Below are 21,456 nucleotides of genomic sequence, written 5' to 3'. Positions count from 1 at the left end.
CTGTCGCCGGTCCTTGTCCGCCTCGGCCGTCACCACGAGCAGGTCCCAGGGACAGGATTCCCGGCCGTGCACTCAGCGTACCCAGCCGATACGACGGCGCCGCCAACCGAACGAATCCGGGTGGCGGCGCCTCGTTGACCGGTGCTGCGGGCCGCACGCTAGAACGCGGCCTCGTCCAGCTCCATCAGCGAACCGTCGACCGTCTCGGCGAGCGCGCGCTCGGCCGAGACGCCCGGCAGGACGTTCGCGGCGAAGAACTTCGCGGCGGCGATCTTGCCCTGGTAGAAGGCGACGTCCTTCGCGGAGGCGGTCGGCAGCTTCTCGGCCGCCACGGCCGCGCCCTTCAGAAGCAGGTACCCGACGACGACATCGCCGGAGGCCAGCAGCAGGCGGGTGGTGTTGAGGCCCACCTTGTAGATGTTCTTGACGTCCTCGCCGGTCGCGGTGAGGTCGGCGACCATCGTGCCGACGATCGCCTCCAGGTCCACGGCCGCCTTGGCGAGCGAGTCCAGCGCGCCGGACAGCTCCTCGTTGCCCTGGGCGCCCGCGAGGAACTTCTTGATCTCCTCGGAGAGCGCGTTGAGCGAGGCACCCTGGTCACGGACGATCTTCCGGAAGAAGAAGTCCTGGCCCTGGATGGCCGTCGTGCCCTCGTAGAGGGTGTCGATCTTGGCATCCCGGATGTACTGCTCGATCGGGTACTCCTGGAGGTACCCGGAGCCGCCGAACGTCTGGAGCGACTGCGCCAACTGCTCGTACGACTTCTCGGAGCCGTATCCCTTCACGATGGGGAGCAGCAGGTCGTTGAGGCCGTGCAGCGCCTTCGCGTCCTCGCCCGCGGCCTCCTTCTCCTGGATCGCGTCCTGGACGGAGGCGGTGTACAGCACGAGGGAGCGCATGCCCTCCGCGTACGCCTTCTGCGTCATCAGCGAACGGCGCACGTCGGGGTGGTGCGTGATGGTGACCTTGGGCGCGGTCTTGTCCATGAAGTTCGCCAGGTCGGTGCCCTGGACGCGCTCCTTCGCGTACTCCAGCGCGTTCAGGTAACCCGTCGAGAGGGTGGCGATGGCCTTCGTGCCGACCATCATCCGGGCGAACTCGATGATGCGGAACATCTGGCGGATGCCGTCGTGCTTGTCACCGATCAGCCAGCCCTTGGCGGGGTGCTGGTCGCCGAACGTCATCTCGCACGTGTTGGACGCCTTGAGGCCCATCTTGTGCTCGACGTTCGTCGCGTACACGCCGTTGCGCTCGCCCAGCTCGCCGGTGGCCCAGTCGAAGTGGAACTTCGGGACCATGAAGAGCGACAGGCCCTTCGTGCCGGGGCCCGCGCCCTCGGGGCGGGCCAGCACGTAGTGAATGATGTTCTCGGACATGTCGTGCTCGCCCGAGGTGATGAAGCGCTTCACGCCCTCGATGTGCCAGGAGCCGTCCTCCTGCTCGACGGCCTTCGTGCGGCCGGCGCCGACGTCCGAACCGGCGTCCGGCTCGGTCAGCACCATCGTCGAGCCCCACTGCTTCTCGACGGCTATCTCGGCGATCTTCTTCTGCGCCTCGTTGCCCTCCTCGAAGAGGATCCCGGCGAACGCCGGGCCGGAGGAGTACATCCACACGGCCGGGTTCGAGCCGAGGAGCAGCTCCGCGTAGGACCAGATCAGGGAGCGCGGCGAGGTGGTGCCGCCGATCTCCTCGGGCAGCCCCAGGCGCCAGTACTCGGAGTCCATGAAGGCCTGGTAGGACTTCTTGAAGGAGGCCGGGACCGGTGCGGTGTTGGTCTCCGGGTCGAAGACCGGCGGGTTGCGGTCGGCGTCGGCGAACGAGTCGGCGAGCTCGTTCTCGGCGAGGCGGTCGACCTCGTCGAGGATGCTCTTCGCGGTCTCGACGTCCATCTCCGCGAACGGTCCGGTGCCGTACAGCTTGTCGCGCCCGAGGACCTCGAAGAGGTTGAACTCGATGTCGCGGAGATTCGACTTGTAGTGCCCCATGGGAAGGCTCCGTAATCAATAGCAGTGGCGTACAGCGCCCCGGGGAGGGGTGAGGGCCGGGCGGGCGACGAGCTGGCGGTGCGTCTATCAGCTGACCTCCCCGATGATGCTACCCGTGAGTAATAAGACGCAACCCCTCAAGGGTCTGATGTGTCCGATTACTCTTTGCGCTATGTACGGCTACGACCAGAACCAGGGCGCACAGCAGCAGATGGGTGGCGGCTACGGTGAGCAGCCGCTGTATCCCGAGCCCTCGCCGCCCTCCCTCGGTGATGCGGTACGGGCCTTCACCACGGGTTCTCTGTCCGCCGAGGACTTCCAGCAGATCTTCGCGTCGTCGAAGGTCTACTGCCCGCGCGGCGACAACCCCGGCTTCCTCGCCCTGCACAACACCCAGCAGCCGGTGATCCCCATGTTCACGACGCTCAAGGAGCTGCGGCTGTACGCGGGCAAGGAGTCCAAGTACTTCGTGATCACGGGCGCCGAGGTGATCGATCTGCTGCCGACCGGCTACGGCTTCGTCCTCGACATGGAGGGCGAGCACCGCATGGTCTTCGACGCCAAGGCCGTGGAGCAGATGGTCGACTTCGCGATGCGTCGCATGTACGGCTAGGGGGTGTCCGGCGGGTCATGGCCGGGGCCGCGTGCCACTGCTTCGCAGACGGTTGATTCCCGACCTCCGAGAAGGGGTCCGTACCTGTCGGGTGCGGGCCCCTTCTCGTTGTCCGGGGAGGAGGGGCTGTGGCGGTGCGGGAATGCCGCGGCCCTTGCAAGATGTTCACTGTTCAACTAAATTGAAGTAAGAACAATCCCGGAGGTGGCTCCCATGCCCGCAGTGACCGTCGAAAACCCGCTGACCCTGCCCAAGGTCGCCGCCTCGGGCGACGCCACGGCCCGTCCCGTGCTCGCCGTCACGACGGCGCCGAGCGGATTCGAGGGCGAAGGCTTCCCGGTGCGCCGCGCGTTCGCCGGGATCAACTACAAGCACCTCGACCCGTTCATCATGATGGATCAGATGGGTGAGGTGGAGTACCAGCCCGGAGAGCCGAAGGGCACCCCGTGGCACCCGCACCGCGGCTTCGAGACCGTGACGTACCTGATCGACGGCACCTTCGTCCACCAGGACAGCAACGGCGGCGGCGGCACCATCCGCAACGGTGACACCCAGTGGATGACGGCCGGATCCGGCCTCCTCCACATCGAGGCGCCGCCGGAGTCCCTCGTGATGTCGGGCGGCCTCTTCCACGGGTTGCAGCTCTGGGTGAACCTGCCCAAGGCCGACAAGATGATGGCCCCCCGCTACCAGGACATCCGTGGCGGCCAGGTCCAGCTCCTCGCCTCCCCGGACGGCGGCGCGCTGCTCCGCGTCATCGCCGGCGAGCTCGACGGTCACGAGGGTCCGGGGGTCACCCACACCCCGATCACGATGATCCACGCCACCGTGCGCCCCGGCGCCGAGGTGACCCTGCCGTGGCGCGAGGACTTCAACGGGCTCGCGTACGTGATGGCCGGGCGCGGCACGGTCGGCCAGGAGCGCCGCCCCGTCCACATGGGGCAGACCGCCGTCTTCGGCACCGGCTCCTCGCTGACCGTCCGCGCGGACGAGAAGCAGGACGGCCACACCCCGGACCTGGAGGTCGTCCTGCTCGGCGGCCGTCCGATCCGGGAGCCGATGGCGCACTACGGGCCGTTCGTCATGAACAGCCAGGCCGAACTCAAGCAGGCCTTCGAGGACTTCCAGGCCGGCCGCCTCGGCACCGTGCCCGCAGTCCACGGCATGGGTGAGTGATCCGGGTGACGGGTCGTTCTGACGGCCCGTCACCCGTTCGGTCGTACAAGCGGGACACGGCTCCCGCACCGTGATCGGGTGGGAGGGTGGATACCCGGAAACCCCTCCTGCCCGACATCGCCCGGCGAACAGCCGCCTGGTGCGCCGTGCTTCTGCTGGTCACCGGCGTTGCCGCGGTCGCCATCTGGCTGTGCATCGTCTTCAAGACGGCCGTCACCCCGGTGCTGCTCGCACTGCTCGGTACGGCGCTGCTCGGTCCCGTCCACCGCTGGCTGGCCGCCCGAGGGGTGAACCGGTCGGTGGCCGCCGGGCTCACCTGCGCGCTGCTCGTCGCGATCGGCGGCGGCGCCGGGTACATCGTCGTCACCGCATTCATCGACACCGGCGATCAGATCGTCCGGTCACTGAAGGACGCCGGGCAGTGGGTCGTCGACCACTTCGGGATCGCCCGGAACACCAATGTGAACGACCTCGTCACCAATGTGCGGAAGCTCGTCGAGAAATTCGGCGCAAGCGCCGCGGGCGGACTGCTCACCGGGATCAGCCTGATCGGCTCACTGATCGCGACCGGCCTTCTCGCCCTGTTGCTGACCTTCTTCTTCCTGCGCGACTCCGACCGCGCTGTGGACCTCGCGCACTCCGTCGCCCCGCGCGGCACGGGTGACCTGGTCGAGGCGATGGGACGGCGGGCGTTCGAAGCGGTCGAGGGCTTCATGCGCGGCACGACGTTCATCGCGCTGATCGATGCCCTCTGCATCACCGCAGGTCTGTTGATCCTGCGGGTCCCCGGGGCAGTGGGGCTGGGGGCGCTGGTCTTCGTCGGCGCGTACATCCCGTACCTCGGGGCGTTCATCTCGGGCGCCGTCGCCGTTCTGGTGGCGCTCGCCGACCGGGGGTTCGTGATCGCGCTCTGGGCGCTGGGGATCGTCCTCGCGGTACAGGTGCTGGAGGGCCATGTCCTGCAGCCGATGATCCAGAGCCGTACGGTCCAGATGCACCCGGCCACCATCATGATCGCGCTGACCGCGGGCGCGAGTGTGGCGGGTCTGCTGGGCATGCTGCTGGCGGTACCGGTGTGCGCGGCGGCATTCGGCATCGTCGGCGAACTCCGCACGCGCAACGCCCCGGACGAGCCGTCATCCGTCCCACCGGGTCCGCCCACCCCGCCGAGCCCCTCCGGCGGCTGAGGACGGAGCTGCACCCGGACACGCCCGGAATCCCTACGCCTCTGCCGGTTCCACCGGCTCGTACAACTCGAACCAGATCGACTTCCCGGCCCCCTGCGGATCCACCCCCCACGCGTCAGCCAGCATCTCCATCAGCACCAGCCCCCGCCCACTGGAGGCCATCTCGCCGGGCCGCCGCTTGTGCGGCAGTTCGTCGCTGCCGTCCGCGACCTCCACGCGCAGCCGCCGCCCGCCCCGCTCCCCGGTCGCCTCGGCGACCATCAGCGCGTCCCCGTCCGTGTGGAGGAGCACATTGGTCGCCATCTCCGAGATCATCAGCACCGCCGCATCGACCTGCTCCGGGTCCGCCCAGTCGTGCAGCAACTCGCGCACCTGCTGCCGGGCCGCCGCGATCCGCTCGGGCTCGGCCTGCGCGATGCTCAGCACGGTGCGGCGCGGCGCGGCCTGTCGCGGGGCACCCGCCTCGCGCCGCAGCAGCAGCACCGCGATGTCGTCCTCGCGGCGGTCGGCGAGCGGACCGGTCGTGTAGTGCGAGCCCGGCCCGTGCACCGCCTGCACCAGCGAGTCGGCGAGCTTCTCCAGGTCGCCGGTCTGCTCCTCCAGGACCGGCCGGAGCCGCACCCAGCCGGTCGCCATGTCGTGGCCGCCGGTCTCGATCAGGCCGTCCGTGCACAACATGATCGTCTCGCCGGTCTCCAGGACGACCTGGGTCGTCGGATAGTCGGTGTCCGTCTCGATACCGAGCGGCAGCCCGCCGCCGGTCCGCCGGATCACCGCGGTCCCGTCGGCGCTGATCACCACCGGGTCGGGGTGTCCGGCCCGGGCGATGTCGAGCGTGCCGGTCTCCGGGTCGGCCTCCGCGTACAGGCACGTCGCGAAGCGCGGCCCGGTGTCCGCCTCGTCGTCGTACGCGTCGGTGAGCCCGGAGAGGAAACGGGAGGCGCGGGAGAGCACCGCGTCCGGGCGGTGCCCTTCCGAGGCGTACGCGCGCAGAGCGATCCGCAACTGTCCCATCAGCCCGGCCGCCCGCACGTCATGGCCCTGGACATCGCCGATGACCAGGGCGATACGGCCATTGGGGAGCGGGATCATGTCGTACCAGTCGCCGCCCACCTGGAGCCCGCCGCCGGTCGGTACGTACCGGGCGGCGACCGTCATGCCGGGGATGCCGGGCCCCAGGGACGGCATCATCGACCGCTGGAGCCCCTCCGAGAGCTCCCGCTCGGTCTCGGCGACCCCGGCCCGTGCCAGGGCCTGGGCGAGCATCCTGGCGACGGTCGTCAGCACGGACCGCTCGTCCGGCGAGAACGACACCGGGTGCCGGAACCCCGCCATCCAGGCGCCCATCGTGCGGCCCGACACGATCAGCGGCAGGAAGGCCCAGGAGCGGCGTCCGAAACGGCTGGTGAGCGGCCAGGTGACCGGGAAGCGGCGGCGGTACTCCTCCGGCGACGGGAGATAGATCGCCCGCCCGGTCCGGACGACCTCCGCGGCCGGATAGTCCGTCTCCAGTGTCATGTCGGTGAACGGGTCCTCGTCGCCCATGGTGTGCCCGTGGTGCCCGATGATCGTCAGACGGTCGCCCGCGACACCGAAGACGGCGAGCCCGTCCGGCGAGAAACCGGGCATGGAGAGCGAGGCGGCGACTCGCAGCACCTCGGCGGTCGACCGGGCCTCGGCCAGCGCCCGCCCCGCGTCCAGCAGGAACGCCTCCCGGGAGCGGCGCCAGTCCCCGGTGATGGGGGTGTGCGCGCCGGCGGTGCCCGGCTGCGGCTCGGCGACCTCCTGGAGCGTGCCGACCAGCACGTAGTCATCGGTGCCCGCCGGCAGCGGTTTGGAGCGGCTGCGCACGGTACGGAGCACCCGCCCGCGGTCGTCCACGATCCGCAGCCGTGCCTCGGCCAGGGTGCCCTCGACGACCGCGAGGTTCACCACCCCGTAGATCTCGTTCCAGTCGACCGGATGGAAACGCGCGCGCACCGCGGCCTCCCGGAAGACACCGGCCTCGGCGGGCAGCTCCAGCAGCCGGGCCGCCTCCGCGTCGAGCGTGACGGTTCCGGCTCCGTTGTCCCAGCGCCACAGGCCGGTCGCCGTCGCGGCCAGGACGTCCTCGGTGCGCATTGCCCCACTTTAGGAAGATGTGCTCGGCTGACGCCACCGAGGACGGCCGCCGGCCGGCTCCCGCGGAACGCCCCGACCACGCCGGATGATCTTGCCTGGGGTTATGGCAATGAAGTGATGCGGGCGTGGGCGGTAGCCTGGGGAAGCTGAATACACCCCAACCGCGAAGACTGGATGAACGACGATGCATCGGTACAGGTCCCACACCTGCGGCGAGCTCCGCGCCTCTGACGTCGGCACCGACGTCCGGCTGAGCGGCTGGCTGCACAATCGTCGAGACCTGGGCGGCATCCTCTTCATCGATCTGCGCGACCACTACGGTCTGGTGCAGCTCGTCGCCCGCCCCGGCACGCCCGGCAACGAAGCCCTGTCGAAGCTCACCAAGGAGACCGTCGTCCGGATCGACGGCAAGGTCTCCGCGCGCGGCGCCGACAACGTCAACCCGGAGCTCCCGACCGGCGAGATCGAGATCGAGGTCGCCGAGGTCGAGGTGCTCGGCGAGGCCGCCCCGCTGCCCTTCACGATCAACACCGAGGACGGGGTCAACGAGGAGCGGCGCCTGGAGTACCGCTTCCTCGACCTGCGCCGCGAGCGCATGCACCGCAACATCATGCTGCGCTCCGCCGTCATCGCCTCGATCCGCTCGAAGATGGTGGACCTCGGCTTCAACGAGATGGCGACCCCGATCCTCACCGCGACCTCCCCCGAGGGTGCCCGTGACTTCGTCGTCCCGTCCCGGCTGAACCCCGGCAAGTTCTACGCGCTGCCGCAGGCCCCGCAGCAGTTCAAGCAGCTGCTGATGATCTCCGGCTTCGACCGCTACTTCCAGATCGCGCCGTGCTTCCGCGACGAGGACGCCCGCGCCGACCGCTCGCCCGGCGAGTTCTACCAGCTCGACGTCGAGATGTCGTTCGTCGAGCAGGAGGACGTCTTCCGGCCGATCGAGAAGCTCATGACCGAGCTCTTCGAGGAGTTCGGCAACGGCCGCCACGTCACGTCGCCGTTCCCGCGGATCCCGTTCCGCGAGTCGATGCTGAAGTACGGCAACGACAAGCCGGACCTGCGCGCCAAGCTGGAGCTCGTCGACATCTCCGACGTCTTCGCGGACTCGGAGTTCAAGGCGTTCGCCGGCAAGCACGTCCGCGCCCTTCCGGTGCCGGACACCGCGGGCCAGTCCCGTAAGTTCTTCGACGGTCTGGGTGAGTACGCCGTCGAGCACGGCGCCAAGGGCCTCGCCTGGGTCCGCGTCGGCGAGGACGGCACCCTCGCCGGTCCGATCGCCAAGTTCCTCACCGAGGCGGACATCAAGACCCTCACCGAGCGTCTGTCGCTCGTCCCGGGCCACGCCGTCTTCTTCGGCGCCGGTGAGTTCGACGAGGTCTCCAAGATCATGTCGGCCGTCCGTGTAGAGGCCGCCAAGCGCGCCGGTCACTTCGAGGAGGGCGTCTTCCGGTTCTGCTGGATCGTCGACTTCCCGATGTACGAGAAGGACGAGGAGACCGGCAAGATCGACTTCTCGCACAACCCCTTCTCGATGCCCCAGGGCGGCCTGGAGGACCTGGAGACGAAGGACCCGCTGTCCATCCTCGCCTGGCAGTACGACATCGTCTGCAACGGCATCGAGCTGTCCTCCGGCGCCATCCGTAACCACGAGCCCGAGCTGATGCTCAAGGCGTTCGAGATCGCCGGTTACGACCGCGAGACCGTCGAGCACGAGTTCGCGGGCATGCTCCGCGCGTTCCGCCTCGGCGCCCCGCCGCACGGTGGCATCGCCCCCGGTGTCGACCGCATCGTGATGCTGCTGGCCGACGAGCCGAACATCCGCGAGACGATCGCCTTCCCGCTCAACGGCAACGCGCAGGACCTGATGATGGGCGCGCCGACCGAGCTGGACGAGGGGCGTCTGCGTGAGCTGAACATCCAGCTGCGCAAGCCGGTCGCGGCGGCGAAGGACAAGACGGAGAAGTAGACCGGTCCCGGACCACCGAGGTCCGCTTCCGTTCCACGTGAAACAGCCCCCGGCCGACGGCCGGGGGCTGTGCCGCGTTCTGCCCCTGGTCGACCGTCCTGCAAGCCGCTGAAGCACGCGGCCGTCGACATCTGGCACTGCGATGCGCTGGGCATCTACTCCGGTTACGAGTCCATGAGCTTGGGCGGCCCCGGCGGGGCGGCACCCCGCCGAATGGTGCTCCGGCGGATGCCCCGACCGGCGTTCCCACCGACGCCCCGACCGGCACGCCCCCGTCCGGAGGTCCCGGTGGCGGTGGGCACTCGGAGCCCACCGACGACAAGCGCTACCTGCGGGGCGCGACGGCACGGACCTCTGATCCTCCGGTCCTCCGCGGAGTGGAAAGGCCCGGAGCGGGCTCGACAGGGCACGGTTCCGGGCCCTTCCGTGCCTGCGCGTCGGCAGCTGAACAGCGGGACACGCCCGTGGCGACAAGGAGAACCTGATCGGATGCGGCCGAATGGCCGCTTTATCTGATTAGTCGGGAATCGGGTCGGCAAAGACTGGCTCGGGGACTTGGCGCGGGGACTCGCCTCCGCCGCCTTCGACACCGACCCCTAGGAGAGCCCTCGTGCCCGAACGCGTGTCACGTCCACGCAGGTCCAGACGTCCGCCGTACGCCGTCTGCGCCGCGCTGTTCCTCGTGCTGACCGGGTGCGGAGCCTCCGGTAGCGCACCCGCACCTGCCCCCGGTAGCGCACCCGCACCGGGCCCTGGCTCCAGCGCCCCCGCACCCGCACCCGCCGGTACCTCCGGTGCGGCGGGCCCGGGCGCAGCCGCCCGTGGACCGGCCGCCCCCACGCGTCCTCGCGAGATCCGGTTGCTCGGGCCGGGGATCAGGGCGGCGATCCCGGCCGATTCCCTGCAGGCGCTGGTCGTCACCGGGGACTCACCCGATTCCAGCCTGGCCACCGCCGTCCTCTACACCCGTGAGGACTCCATGGCGGGCTGGCAGCCGGCCCTGGGACCGTGGCCCGCCCACAACGCCCTGAAGGGCTGGACCGACGAGCACCGGGCGGGTGACCTCCGGACCCCCATCGGGGTCTACGGACTGACGGCCGCGGGCGGTCTGCTCGCCGCCCCGGGCACCGCGTTCCCGTACGAGCAGAACCCGCTGTTCAACATCAGCGGAGAAGGGTTCCAGGGGGATTCCCTGGAGGGGTCCTTCGACTACGTCATCGCCATCGACTACAACCGCACTCCCGGCGCCTCCCCGCTGGATCCGACCCGTCCCCTCGGCGAGGAGCGGGGCGGCGGCATCTGGCTCCATGTCGACCACGGCGGACCGACCCAGGGCTGCATCTCGCTCCCCGCGGACCGGATGAGGGAACTGCTGCGCGCCCTCGACCCGGCAAAGGCGCCGGTGGTCGTGATGGGTGACGCTGCGGCCCTGGGGCGCTGATGACCTCACGCACCCGAGGAGCCCGCATACGCGAGGGGCCCGCACCGCGTCACCGGTCCGGGCCCCTCTTCTGCGTGGCGAGACCTACGCGGGCTTCTCCTCCAGGCGCGGGAACAGCACTGCACCCTTCGTCACCGTCGCGCCCGCCGGCAGCTGACCCCAGTTGCCCGCGTCCTGCACGAGCTGGTCGGGCAGAGCGCCCAGGGACGCCTCGGCGCCGAGGGACTCCCACAGCTTCTGCGAGGTCTCCGGCATCACGGCGTTCAGCAGCACCGCGACACCGCGCAGCGACTCGGCCGCCGTGTAGAGGATCGTCGCGAGGCGGGCCCGGCCCTCGGGGGACTCGTCCTTGGCGACCTTCCAGGGCTCCTGCTCCGTGATGTAGCCGTTGACCTGCTTCACGAAGTCGAAGATCGCCAGGATGCCGGCCTGGAAGTCCAGCTCCTCGCCGATCTTCCGGTCGGCCGTCGAGACAGCCTTCGCCAGCCCCTCCTGGACCGCCTTCTCGGCCTCACCGGCGGCCGTGGCCTCCGGGAGCGCCCCGCCGAAGTACTTGCCGACCATGGCGGCGACGCGCGAGGCGAGGTTGCCGTAGTCGTTGGCGAGCTCGGAGGTGTAGCGGGCGGTGAAGTCCTCCCAGGAGAACGAGCCGTCGCTGCCGTACGCGATCGCCCGCAGGAAGTACCAGCGGTACGCGTCCACACCGAAGTGCGAGGTCAGGTCCTGCGGCTTGATACCGGTCAGGTTCGACTTCGACATCTTCTCGCCGCCGACCATGAGCCAGCCGTTGGCCACGACCCTGCCGGGCAGCGGCAGGCCCTGCGCCATGAGCATCGCGGGCCAGATGACCGAGTGGAAGCGGAGGATGTCCTTGCCGATCAGGTGTACATCGGCCGGGAACGTCCCGTCGAACTTCTCCTGGTTGGCGCCGTAGCCGACCGCCGTCGCGTAGTTGAGCAGCGCGTCGACCCACACGTAGATGACGTGCTTCTCGTCCCACGGCACCGGGATGCCCCAGTCGAAGGTCGAGCGCGAGATCGACAGGTCCTGCAGTCCCTGCCTGACGAAGTTCACGACCTCGTTGCGGGCCGACTCGGGCTGGATGAAGCCGGGGTTGTTCGCGTAGAACTCCAGCAGCTTCGGGCCGTACTCGCTCAGCTTGAAGAAGTAGTTCTCCTCCTTGAGGATCTCCACCGGCTTCTTGTGGACCGCGCACAGCTTCGTGCCGTCCTCCGCCTCGATGAGGTCGCCGGGGAGCTTGTACTCCTCGCAGCCCACGCAGTACGGGCCTTCGTACCCGCCCTTGTAGATCTCGTCCTTGTCGTACAGGTCCTGCACGAACTCCTGCACACGGTCCGTGTGCCGCTTCTCCGTCGTGCGGATGAAGTCGTCGTTCGCGATGTTCAGGTGCTCCCAGAGGGGCTTCCAGGCCTCCTCCACGAGCTTGTCGCACCACTCCTGCGGGGTGACGTTGTTCGCCTCGGCAGTGCGCATGATCTTCTGACCGTGCTCGTCCGTGCCGGTGAGGTACCACACCTTCTCGCCGCGCTGGCGGTGCCAGCGGGAGAGCACGTCGCCTGCGACGGTCGTGTAGGCGTGGCCCAGGTGAGGAGCGTCGTTGACGTAGTAGATGGGGGTCGAGACGTAGTACGCCGTCGCCCCCTGCTTCTCGGATCCAGTGGCCGCCATGGTCGAAATCCTAACGGCCCGAGGGTGATCCACTCACACCGATAACGGGCGCCCGGTCGGTGGAAACCTTTGCGAAACAAGCCTTCCGGTAGCAATGTCCCATCCTGGGAGGGAGCGGACGCGCATGTACGAGGCAGGGGACATCACGATGCGGGTACTGGTCGCCGAGGACGAGGAGATCCTTGCGGAGCTCGTCGCCACCGGCCTGCGGCGGGCGGGGTTCGCCGTCGACACCGTCTACAGCGGGGACGCGGCCGTCGCCTACCTGGGGCTCCACGACTACGACGTCGTCGTGCTCGACCGCGATCTGCCCCGGGTGCACGGTGACGACGTGGCGCGCGGACTCGTCGCCTCCGGCTCGCGCACCCGGATCCTGATGCTCACCGCTGCCGGTTCCATGGAGGACCGCGTCTCGGGTCTCGACCTCGGCGCGGACGACTATCTGGGCAAGCCCTTCGAGTTCCCGGAGCTGGTGTCGCGGGTACGGGCGCTGCGGCGGCGCAGCGCCCGGCCCGTGCCGCCGCAGCTGCAGCGGCACGGCGTGCGGCTCGATTCCGTACGGCGCACCGCGTCCCGCGACGGCCGGGAGCTGGAGCTCTCGCCCAAGGAGTTCACCGTGCTGCAGCTCCTGCTGGAGGCGGACGGCGGGACGGTCAGCGCGGAGGAGCTCCTGGAGCGCGCCTGGGACGCCAATGCCGACCCGTTCACCGGCGCCGTCCGCGTCTGCATGAGCAAGCTGCGCGGGAAGCTCGGGGAGCCCGCCCTGATCCGTACGGTGCAGGGCGTGGGGTACGCCCTGTGAAGCGTCCGTCGGTCGTCCGGCACGCCACGATCCGGACGCGGATCGCGCTCGTGTACGGCGGAGTGTTCCTGGTTCTCGGGACCGCGCTGCTCGCCACCGTCAACCTTGCCTCCCGCGCCGGTACGGACTCCCAGGCCCGCGCGATCGCCGCCACCGCCGCCGTCATCCAGCCGGGTTACGCGGTGAACGGTCCGCTCATCACCCGGCGGAGCCTCGGCCCGCCCACCGTCTACGACCTCACCGACCATGTCAGCGACGCGGCCGGCCACCAACTGCTGATCTGGTCCGCGGCCGCACTGCTCGTGATGACGGCGTGCGCGGTCGGGGTGGGCTGGTGGACCGCGGGGCGGGTGCTGCGGCCCGTCCACGCGATGACCGCGAAGGCGCGCCGCCTCTCCGAGCACACGCTGCACGAACGGATCGCGTCGAACGGACCCGACGACGAGCTGAAGGAGCTCGGCGACACGCTGGACGCGCTGCTGGCCCGGCTGCAGAAGGCCTTCGACAGCCAGCGGCGGTTCATCGCCAACGCCTCGCACGAGCTGCGGACACCGCTGGCCACCCAGCGGGCCGCGATCCAGATCGGACTGGACGACCCGACCCCTGAGGATCTTGTGCGGACCCGGGAGACGCTCCTCGACAACAACCGGCGCAGCGAGCGGCTCATCGAGGGGCTGCTGGTGCTGGCGCGCAGCGAGCGGGGGCTCGCGGCGGGCGAGCGGGACACGGTCGATCTCGCGCAGGTGGTGGCGGAGGAGGCGGCCCGGTATCCGGGTGTGCGGGTCTCCGCGCAGCCGTGCGGGATACGGGGGAACCGGCTGCTGCTGGCCCAGCTGATGGCCAACCTGCTGGCCAACGCGGTGACGTACAACGTGCCTGACGGGACGGTGGAGGTGTACCTCGCGCGGGGCGTGGCCGGTGAGGGGGTCCTGGAGGTGCGCAACACCGGGCCGGTGGTGGCGGAGGCGGACATCCCGGGGTTCTTCGAGCCGTTCCGGCGGGGCGAGGGCCGCGACCGGATGGGTCCGGGCTCCGGACTCGGTCTTTCGATCGTGCGTTCCATAGCGGTGGCGCACGACGGTACGGTCACGGCGGCGCCGCGCCCCGGGGGCGGGCTCGCCGTGACCGTACGTCTGCCGGTCGAACTGCCTGGTCAGCCCTTGTCGGCGACGGTCTCGCGGGAGGCGAGCCAGGCGGGGAGCGCGGCAAGCAGCTCCTGGTAGAGCGTGGCGTCCGGCACCTCGCGCGGGGTGGGGCCCGCGTGGAAGAACGCGGCGTTCGGGGCGTCCAGCTTCCGCAGGAAGTCGAAGCCCTTCGCGTCCTCTTCGCCGAACGCGACGAACTGGAAGAACAGCGGCAGCCGCGCCGCCTCGACGAGCGCCTGCTTGGCGGGCTGCTTGGTGTCCGGCGGGCCGTCCGTCTGGAAGATCACCAGGGCGGGACCGGTGGCCTCCGACTTCTCGTAGTGCGCGACGACCTCCTCGACCGCGCGGTGGTAGCTCGTACGGCCCAGACGGCCGAGCCCCGCGTGCAGCTCGTCGATCCGGCCCTCGTGGGCGGTGAGGTCGACCGTGCCGGTGCCGTCGATGTCGGTCGAGAAGAAGACGACGGGCACGGTCGCGTTCTCGTCGAGGTGCGCGGCGAGGGCGAGCGTGCGGTCGCCCAGGTGCTGGGCGCTGCCGTCCTTGTAGAACGGCCGCATGGAGCCGGAGCGGTCGAGCACCAGGTAGACGGTGGCGCGCAGCCCGGTCAGCCCGTGCGCCTGCAGCGCCGCCCGGGCCGCCTTGTACGGGTCGACGAGCGCAGGCGCGCTGGACGCGACCCGGGCGAGGGGGAGGGCGGTGGTGGGTTCGTCGGTGGCGGGTGCGGGCGCCTCGGAGGGTGCGTCGGCGGAGACAGGGGCGGTCGGCTCGCTCTCGGCCGGGGTCTCCGGCGCGGCGGCGACCGGCTCGGCCTCGACCGCGGCCTCGGCGGCAGCCTTCGGCGCTTCCTCGGCGGCGTTCGGGACCTCGGCCTCGGCCTCGGCAACGACCGGCTCAGCCTCGGGCACCGCGGCGACCGTCTCGGCTTCCGGCTCCACCGCGGCCTCGGCGGCAGCCTTCGGCGCGTCCTCGACGGCGACTGTCTCGGCTTCCGGCTCCGCCGCGGCCTCGGCAACGACCGGCTCAGCCTCGGGCACCGCGGCGACCGTCTCGGCATCCGGCTCCGCCTCGGCCTCGGCAACGACCGGCTCAGCCTCGGGCACCGCGGCGACCGGCTCGGCTTCCGGCTCGGCCGCAGCCTCGGCGGCAGCCTTCGGCGCAACCTCGGCGACAGTTTCGGGCGCAACCTTGGCGGCGACCGGCTCGGCTTCCGGCTCCGCCGCAGCCTTCGCCGCAGCCTCGGCAGCAGCCTTCGGTGCGACCTCGGTGGCAGCCTTCGGCGCGTCCTCGGCGGCGACCGGCTCGGCCTCGACCGCGGCCTCGGCGGCAGCCAACTCGGTCTCGGCGGCGTCCGGGACCTCGGCCTCGGCCTCGGCAACGACCGGCTCAGCCTCGGGCACCGCGGCGACCGGCTCGGCATCCGGCTCCACCGTGGCCTCAGCCGCATCCGGCTCCACCGTGGCCTCAGCCGCGACCAGCTTCGGGGCCGAGCCCTGGGCCGGGACCGTGGGTGTGGGCTTCGGTGTGGGGGCCGATGGCCTGTCGAAGGCCTCCGCCACCAGGTCCGCCGCCAGTCCGCTCTCGGCCGACGTGGACCGGCGCGAGGCGGGAGCGGGCACCGAGGCATTGTTGGCCGGGGCGGATGCCGCCACCGTCTCGTCCGCCGTCACTGTCACCGCGACGGGCTCCGACTCCGTCGGCCCGGTGCGCTCCGTCTGGGGCGGGACCGTGGCCGTCGTCGGCTCGTCCTGCTCCGCGCGGTCGCGGCCGAACACTTTGCGCAGCAAGCTCCGAATGCCCATGGGCGAGGCCTTTCGCATGAGTTGAGTGCGATGAATGTCCGTACTGCGGGAACTGATCCCTGGCCAGGGCGGATACGTAAGGTTAGCGGCCGGATCCGGCCGTTCGTTGGTGCGGCCCGCGCCCGTGTCAAACAGACAGCAGTGGCCCCGACTTCACTCCCCGTTCATGCAGAGGCCCTCGAACCGCGTGATGGCGCACCTACCGTCACGCAGGACATACATATGGAGGGAAAACTCGTGCGCAACCTGCTGCCGCTCATCAGCTCGCACCCGGGCGGGCGCTCTGCGTTGACCTGCCGCTACCGCTGTGGCGACGCCTGCTTCCAGGAAATTCCGAACACCAGCGACAACGAATACGTCGGTGATGTCATCGCCGGTGCCCTCTCGCGCCGTTCGATGATGCGTGCCGCGGCCGTGGTGACCGTCGCGGCTGCTGCCGGGACGACCGTCCTGGCCGGCCCGGCCGCGCCGCAGGCCGAGGCCGCCGCGCTCGCGGGCCACGGGCACGCGCCGGACGGGTCGACGACTCCCGCCGCGTCCGGCGCCCGTGGTCTGCGCTTCGAACCCGTCGCGCCGAACAAGGACGACAAGGTCACCGTCCCGGACGGCTACGGCCAGAATGTCGTGATTCGCTGGGGCGAGCCGATTCTGCGCGGTGCGCCCGCCTTCGACCCGGACAAGCAGTCCGCGAAGGCGCAGGCGGGCCAGTTCGGTTACAACAACGACTTCCTCTCCCTGCTCCCGCTCCACGGTGAGCACGGCCGCCAGGTTCTGGTCGCCAACCATGAGTACACGGACGAGAACCTCATGTTCCGTGGCTACGATCCGGCCAACCCGACCCGCGAGCAGGTCGAGATCGCCTGGGCCGCGCACGGACTCTCCGTAGTCGTCGTCCAGGACGAGAGCCGCACCGGCAAGCTGTCACCGGTCGGCCGCCACCCGCTGAACCGCCGCCTCACCGCGACCAGCGAGTTCGAGGTCACCGGCCCGGCCGCGGGCGGCCCCCTGCTCCGTACCTCCGCCGACCCCACCGGCCGCAAGGTGCTCGGCACGCTCAACAACTGCGCGGGCGGCACCACCCCGTGGGGCACCACGCTGCACGGCGAGGAGAACTTCAACCAGTACTTCGCCAATGGCTCCAGCACCACCGACAAGCGGTACGGCATCGCGACCGGCGCCACCGAGCGCAAGTGGGAGCGTTTCGACAAGCGGTTCGACCTGGCGCAGGAGCCGAACGAGGCACACCGCTTCGGCTGGGTCGTCGAGCTCGACCCGTACGACCCGGAAGCGACGCCGCGCAAGCGCACCGCCCTCGGCCGCTTCAAGCACGAGGCCGCGCAGCCCCGCCTGACCGCCGACGGCCGTCCTGTCGTCTACATGGGTGACGACGAACGCTTCGACTACTTCTACAAGTTCGTATCGTCGAAGAAGATGAAGAAGGGGAACTCGCGGGCCGCTCGCGAGCACAACCTCACCCTTCTGGACGAGGGGACGTTGTACGTCGCCAGGCTGACCGGCGACTCCCCGGCCGCCGAAATCGACGGCACCGGGAAGCTGCCCTCCGACGGTGAGTTCGACGGCAGCGGCGTCTGGATCCCGCTGGCGACGGGCGACACCTCCCACGTGCCCGGGATGACCGCCGAGGAGGTGTACGTCTTCACGCGACTGGCCGGTGACAAGGTCGGCGCCACGAAGATGGACCGCCCCGAGGACATCGAGCCGTCGCCGCGCACCGGCCGCGTCTATGTCGTGCTGACGAACAACACCGACCGCGGCAAGCCGGGCAAGGCGGGCGCCGACGAGGCGAACCCGCGCAACCTGAACAAGCACGGCCAGATCCTGGAGCTCGCCGAGCAGGGGGACGACCCGGCGGGCGACACGTTCGCCTGGCGGCTGTTCCTCGTCGCGGGCGACCCGAACGACCCGTCGACGTACTTCTCCGGCTTCCCCAAGGAGAAGGTCAGCCCCATCTCCTGCCCGGACAATGTGGCGTTCGACCCGCACGGCAACCTGTGGATCGCCACGGACGGCAACCAACTCGGCTCGCACGACGGCCTGTTCGGGGTCGCCACCCAGGGCGAGCGATGCGGTGAGCTCAAGCAGTTCCTGACCGTGCCGAGCGGCGCCGAGACCTGTGGTCCGCTGGTCCAGGACCGCCGGGTGCTCGTCGCGGTGCAGCACCCGGGCGAGATCGACGGCGCGTCCGTCGAGAAGCCGGCGAGCAGCTGGCCGGACGGTCCGGGCAGGATCGTGCGTCCGTCGGTCGTCGCCGTCTGGCGCGAGGACGGCCGCGACATCGGCGTCTGAGAGCCTGCCGGTGACCTCCGATCGAAGGTCACCCGACACAAGGGTTCACGCGGTGGCGACCTGGTGGCGCCACCGCGTGAACTGTGCCTCCGCGTCCCCGGTGTAGGACCACGGCACCCGCACCGCCCGTCCGTCCAGCAGCCGGAACGCGTCCGCGGCCTCCGCGGGCCGCCCTGCGTAACAGGCCGCGTGCGCGAGGTAGTTCAGCTCACCGACCTCCTCCGGGGACACCGGCCCCGCCGCGCGCATCCCGAGCCAGCGCTCCCAGGTGCGGCAGACCTCGGTCACCGCCAGCTCGTGGTCCCAGTGCTGCTGTCCGGTGCGCGGCGCCACGACGGGCCGCCCGTGCGTGGCGTCGGAGACGTACCGGTACTCCTCGACCCTGGCGATCTGCACCAGCACCGGCAGCGACGAACCGGACGGCGCAGCGCCCGCCGCGTCGCGCGCGAAGTCGTACATGGTGCCGTGGGTGCCGTGCCAGCGCGCCGAGTAGTAGCGCAGCAGCTGCGTGTGCCCTTCCATGTGGTGGGGGTCGCGGCGCAGCAGCTCGTCCCACCACTGCGTGATCCGGCATCGGGTCCCGTCCTCGTACAGCCGCGCCACCGTCAGCAGCGACGCCCACGGCATCGGGTCGGGCGGGCAGGCCTCGGCGGCCCGCAGACAGCAGCGGACGACCCGGTCCACCCGGTCCTGGTCGACGGCGATGCCGCGCCCCGCCATGACGGCCCGCCCGAAGAGCCGTACGACGTCGGTCGCCGCCTTCAGCACATGCGCGTCGGCGCTCTTCGGTTCGGCGGCGAGCCAGGTCTCCACGGTGGAGCTGCCCGCCGCGGCGTGGGCGAGCAGCCGGGTCCGGTGGGTGCGCAGGGCCCACGTGGTGCCGGTGGCGTGCAGCAGATCGCGTACGCCCTGCCAGCGTCCGATGATGATGTCCTGGCGGGCCGCGGTCAGTGACCGGTCGCCGAAATCCGGGTCGAAGTGCACGGGTGGGGGGGTGCGGCGTCGGCGTGCAGCCATGCTCGGAGGGTCGTCTCCTCTCGGAGTCGGGGGCGGAGGGCCGGGGATCAGAAGTCGGTGACGATCGTGGCCGAGTCGGTGCAACCGGATGAATCCTCGGCCTGCACGGTGCGTGAGGCATCGAGCTTCGCCGGACGGTAGTACGAGCTGCCGCGCCGCCGGTACCAGAGCATCGGGACGATGCCCACGGCAAGACCGCCGAGGCCGAGCGCGAGCGCCGTTCCGCTGAAGTCGCCGAGCGCCTCGAAGAAGATCCAGAACATGAAGAGCGAGCCGACCAGCGGCCAGAGCCCGCCGAGGAAGAAGTCCGGGACCGAGCGGAGGAGCAGTTTGCGGTAGGCGACGACGGCGGCCAGCCCCGCGAGTCCGTAGTACACGGCGATCTGCAGCCCGATGGCCTGCACGGCCACCCCCAGGATCCGTTGCACGCGGCCGAGGGCGAGCGAGGCGAGGATCAGGACGAGTGCGACCCCGCCCACGGCGGCGACAGCCACCCACGGGGTGTTCCAGCTGTGGTGCACCCGGCCGAACGCGGCAGGCATCGTGCGGTCGCGCCCCATCGCGAACAGGGAGCGCGTGACCTGGATGAGCGTGGTCTGCAGGGTCGCGACGGTCGACAGCATCACCGCCACCACGAGCAGTTTTCCACCGACGCCGGGCCACACCTTCTCCCCGAGCACGGTCAGTACGTTGGCGCTGTGCCGCTGGATGTCGTCGGCGGAGAGGATCACGTTCACCGCGATCGCGAACACTTCGACGAGCGCGAAGACGGTGAGCAGGCCGACGATTCCGGCGAGCCCCGCGGTGCGGCGGCTGTCACGGGTCTCCTCGCTGAGGTTGCCGGTGACGTCCCAGCCCCAGTAGTAGAACGCGGCGATCAGCGCGCCGGAGGCGAAGCCGGAGACCCCGTCGAAGTGCCCGAAGCCGAGCCAGGACCATGCGAAGGCGTGTGCGGCACCGGCCCCGGTATCCGTGGAGCCGCGGACCAGCGCGACGACCGCGAAGACCAGCAGGATCACCAGCTCGACCCCGGAGATGAGCAGCTGGGTACGGGCACTGAGCCGGGCCCCGCCGAGCACGACGAGCAGCATCAGCAGGAACCAGCCTGCCCCGATGAGGGTGGCGAGTGTGGTGTTGTCGGCGAAGCGCGAGTCGATGACGGTCAGCGTCATCGTCCCTGCGGGCAGCGATCCGGCGACCATGAACAGGGTCGCCGCGACGACCAGCGCCCAGCCGCTGAGGAAACCGAGGAACGGGTGCAGGGTCCTGCCGACCCAGGAGTAGCCGGCGCCCGCGTTGACGTCGATCCGGCCGAGCTGCCGGTACGCGAGGGCGACGCCGAGCATCGGTATCGCGCAGTACAGCAGGGCGGCGGGCGCGCCCAGTCCGACCGTCCCGACGAGCACGGCACTGGTGGCGGCCAGCGAATAGGCGGGTGCGCTGCCCGCTACCGCCATGACGATCGTGTTGAACGTTCCGAGGACATTGGGCTGGAGCCCGCGGCCGGGCCGGGCGGAGGTGCTGCGCATCACTGTTCTCAACTGCTTCCGGAAGTACGGCGTGCCCCGGCGAAGTCCCCGTACATCGTTCAGCGGCACGACATGTGGCGGCATGTCAGAAACAGATCCTCGAAACTCCGAACGGAGGTGGTCAGTCCGTTCGGGAAGATCGTCCGCATCGTAGTCCCGTGGTCACAGCTGTAGGGACTTGGGCGGTACGAGCGTTACGTGACGCCCGTACGAGGTTCACGGCCCGGTCCGAAGGCCTACAGTCGAAGACATGGTTTCGGGTGAGACACCGCAGGCGGAGGGAAGCGTCCGCGTCGACAGCTGGATCTGGTCGGTACGGCTGACCAAGACCCGCTCGCAGGCCGCTGCCGCCTGCCGTGCGGGGCATGTCAAGGTCAACGGGGACCGTGCCAAGCCGGCGCAGACCCTGCATGTGGGGGACGAGGTACGGCTCCGGCACGCCGGCCGCGACCGGATCGTCGTCGTGTCCAGGATCGTGAAGAAGCGGGTCGGCCCGCCGGTGGCGGCGGAATGCTTCGTCGACAACAGCCCGCCCCCGCCGCCGCGCGAAGCGGTCATTCAGGTGCCGGTCCGCGACCGCGGCACGGGCCGCCCGACCAAGCGCGACCGCCGCGAGATGGAACGCCTGCAGAGCCGCGGCCACGGGGACCGGCCGGCCTGAGCTGCCCGGCTCCCC

15 protein-coding genes and 1 pseudogene are annotated in these 21,456 nt (G+C 70.3%); 10 read left to right on the top strand and 6 right to left on the bottom strand.

Annotation, left to right across the window (positions count from 1 at the left end):
• Positions 1–158: 158 nt before the first annotated feature.
• On the bottom strand, positions 159–1,985 hold the full coding sequence (locus AB0I23_RS13540; protein WP_359109380.1) for an acyl-CoA dehydrogenase: 1,827 nt from the start codon (positions 1,983–1,985) through the stop codon (positions 159–161).
• Between the two features lie 172 nt (positions 1,986–2,157).
• Between AB0I23_RS13540 and AB0I23_RS13535 the strand changes: the two genes are divergently transcribed.
• The 3 genes from AB0I23_RS13535 to AB0I23_RS13525 all read left to right on the top strand — a co-directional run bounded on the left by AB0I23_RS13535 (position 2,158) and on the right by AB0I23_RS13525 (position 4,961).
• A complete protein-coding gene (locus tag AB0I23_RS13535; RefSeq protein WP_037701899.1) occupies positions 2,158–2,598 on the top strand; it encodes an SseB family protein in 441 nt (146 codons plus the stop codon).
• A gap of 213 nt (positions 2,599–2,811) precedes the next feature.
• The gene (locus AB0I23_RS13530) at positions 2,812–3,774 is read left to right on the top strand and encodes a pirin family protein (RefSeq protein ID WP_359109379.1); all 963 of its coding nucleotides are present in this window, start codon (positions 2,812–2,814) and stop codon (positions 3,772–3,774) included.
• A gap of 86 nt (positions 3,775–3,860) precedes the next feature.
• Positions 3,861–4,961 (top strand): AI-2E family transporter, encoded by a 1,101-nt coding sequence (locus AB0I23_RS13525; protein ID WP_359109378.1) that lies wholly within the window; start codon positions 3,861–3,863, stop codon positions 4,959–4,961.
• Between the two features lie 33 nt (positions 4,962–4,994).
• Here AB0I23_RS13525 and AB0I23_RS13520 read toward each other — a convergent pair whose 3' ends face one another.
• Complete coding sequence (locus AB0I23_RS13520) at positions 4,995–7,082, bottom strand: ATP-binding SpoIIE family protein phosphatase (RefSeq protein WP_359109377.1); 2,088 nt, start codon at positions 7,080–7,082, stop codon at positions 4,995–4,997.
• 184 nt (positions 7,083–7,266) lie between these two features.
• On the opposite strand from AB0I23_RS13520, the gene aspS reads away from it, so the two are divergent.
• From aspS to AB0I23_RS13505, 3 genes and pseudogenes are all read left to right on the top strand, one after another.
• Positions 7,267–9,051, top strand: a complete 1,785-nt coding sequence (gene aspS / locus AB0I23_RS13515; RefSeq protein WP_359109376.1) for an aspartate--tRNA ligase — start codon at positions 7,267–7,269, stop codon at positions 9,049–9,051.
• A gap of 96 nt (positions 9,052–9,147) precedes the next feature.
• Positions 9,148–9,389, top strand: a pseudogene (locus AB0I23_RS13510) (dioxygenase); the annotation flags it as partial.
• A gap of 272 nt (positions 9,390–9,661) precedes the next feature.
• Positions 9,662–10,492 (top strand): L,D-transpeptidase family protein, encoded by an 831-nt coding sequence (locus AB0I23_RS13505; protein WP_436846930.1) that lies wholly within the window; start codon positions 9,662–9,664, stop codon positions 10,490–10,492.
• A gap of 84 nt (positions 10,493–10,576) precedes the next feature.
• Here AB0I23_RS13505 and metG read toward each other — a convergent pair whose 3' ends face one another.
• Entirely contained in the window at positions 10,577–12,181 is a 1,605-nt protein-coding gene (metG, locus tag AB0I23_RS13500; protein WP_359109375.1) for a methionine--tRNA ligase, read from the bottom strand.
• Positions 12,182–12,329: 148 nt separating this feature from the next.
• On the opposite strand from metG, the gene AB0I23_RS13495 reads away from it, so the two are divergent.
• Both AB0I23_RS13495 and AB0I23_RS13490 read left to right on the top strand, forming a co-directional pair.
• Positions 12,330–12,983 carry a response regulator transcription factor gene (locus AB0I23_RS13495; protein ID WP_359109477.1) on the top strand — a complete coding sequence of 218 codons (654 nt, stop codon included), beginning with the start codon at positions 12,330–12,332 and terminating at the stop codon, positions 12,981–12,983.
• Positions 12,980–14,206: a sensor histidine kinase gene (locus tag AB0I23_RS13490; RefSeq protein ID WP_359109374.1), complete on the top strand. Its 1,227-nt coding sequence runs from the start codon at positions 12,980–12,982 to the stop codon at positions 14,204–14,206. The genes AB0I23_RS13495 and AB0I23_RS13490 overlap by 4 nt, the downstream gene beginning before the upstream one ends.
• On the opposite strand, the gene AB0I23_RS13485 is transcribed toward AB0I23_RS13490, so the two are convergent.
• Positions 14,137–15,927: a VWA domain-containing protein gene (locus tag AB0I23_RS13485; RefSeq protein WP_359109373.1), complete on the bottom strand. Its 1,791-nt coding sequence runs from the start codon at positions 15,925–15,927 to the stop codon at positions 14,137–14,139. The two genes, AB0I23_RS13490 and AB0I23_RS13485, sit on opposite strands and share 70 nt — an antisense overlap.
• Positions 15,928–16,164: 237 nt before the next feature.
• Here AB0I23_RS13485 and AB0I23_RS13480 point away from each other — a divergent pair, with 237 nt between their 5' ends.
• Positions 16,165–18,234 (top strand): PhoX family protein, encoded by a 2,070-nt coding sequence (locus AB0I23_RS13480; RefSeq protein ID WP_359109476.1) that lies wholly within the window; start codon positions 16,165–16,167, stop codon positions 18,232–18,234.
• A gap of 45 nt (positions 18,235–18,279) precedes the next feature.
• Here AB0I23_RS13480 and AB0I23_RS13475 read toward each other — a convergent pair whose 3' ends face one another.
• Positions 18,280–19,251: a hypothetical protein gene (locus tag AB0I23_RS13475; protein WP_359109372.1), complete on the bottom strand. Its 972-nt coding sequence runs from the start codon at positions 19,249–19,251 to the stop codon at positions 18,280–18,282.
• 47 nt (positions 19,252–19,298) lie between these two features.
• Positions 19,299–20,780 (bottom strand): APC family permease, encoded by a 1,482-nt coding sequence (locus tag AB0I23_RS13470; RefSeq protein WP_359109475.1) that lies wholly within the window; start codon positions 20,778–20,780, stop codon positions 19,299–19,301.
• 250 nt (positions 20,781–21,030) lie between these two features.
• Here AB0I23_RS13470 and AB0I23_RS13465 point away from each other — a divergent pair, with 250 nt between their 5' ends.
• Entirely contained in the window at positions 21,031–21,441 is a 411-nt protein-coding gene (locus AB0I23_RS13465) for an RNA-binding S4 domain-containing protein (RefSeq protein ID WP_359109371.1), read from the top strand.
• Positions 21,442–21,456 lie beyond the last annotated feature (15 nt).

Origin of the sequence: Streptomyces atratus (assembly GCF_040655115.1) — a bacterium.
Lineage (GTDB): Bacteria > Actinomycetota > Actinomycetes > Streptomycetales > Streptomycetaceae > Streptomyces > Streptomyces atratus_D.
Note: the sequence above shows the minus strand (reverse complement) of the source record. Positions and strands in the feature narration are given on the sequence as shown.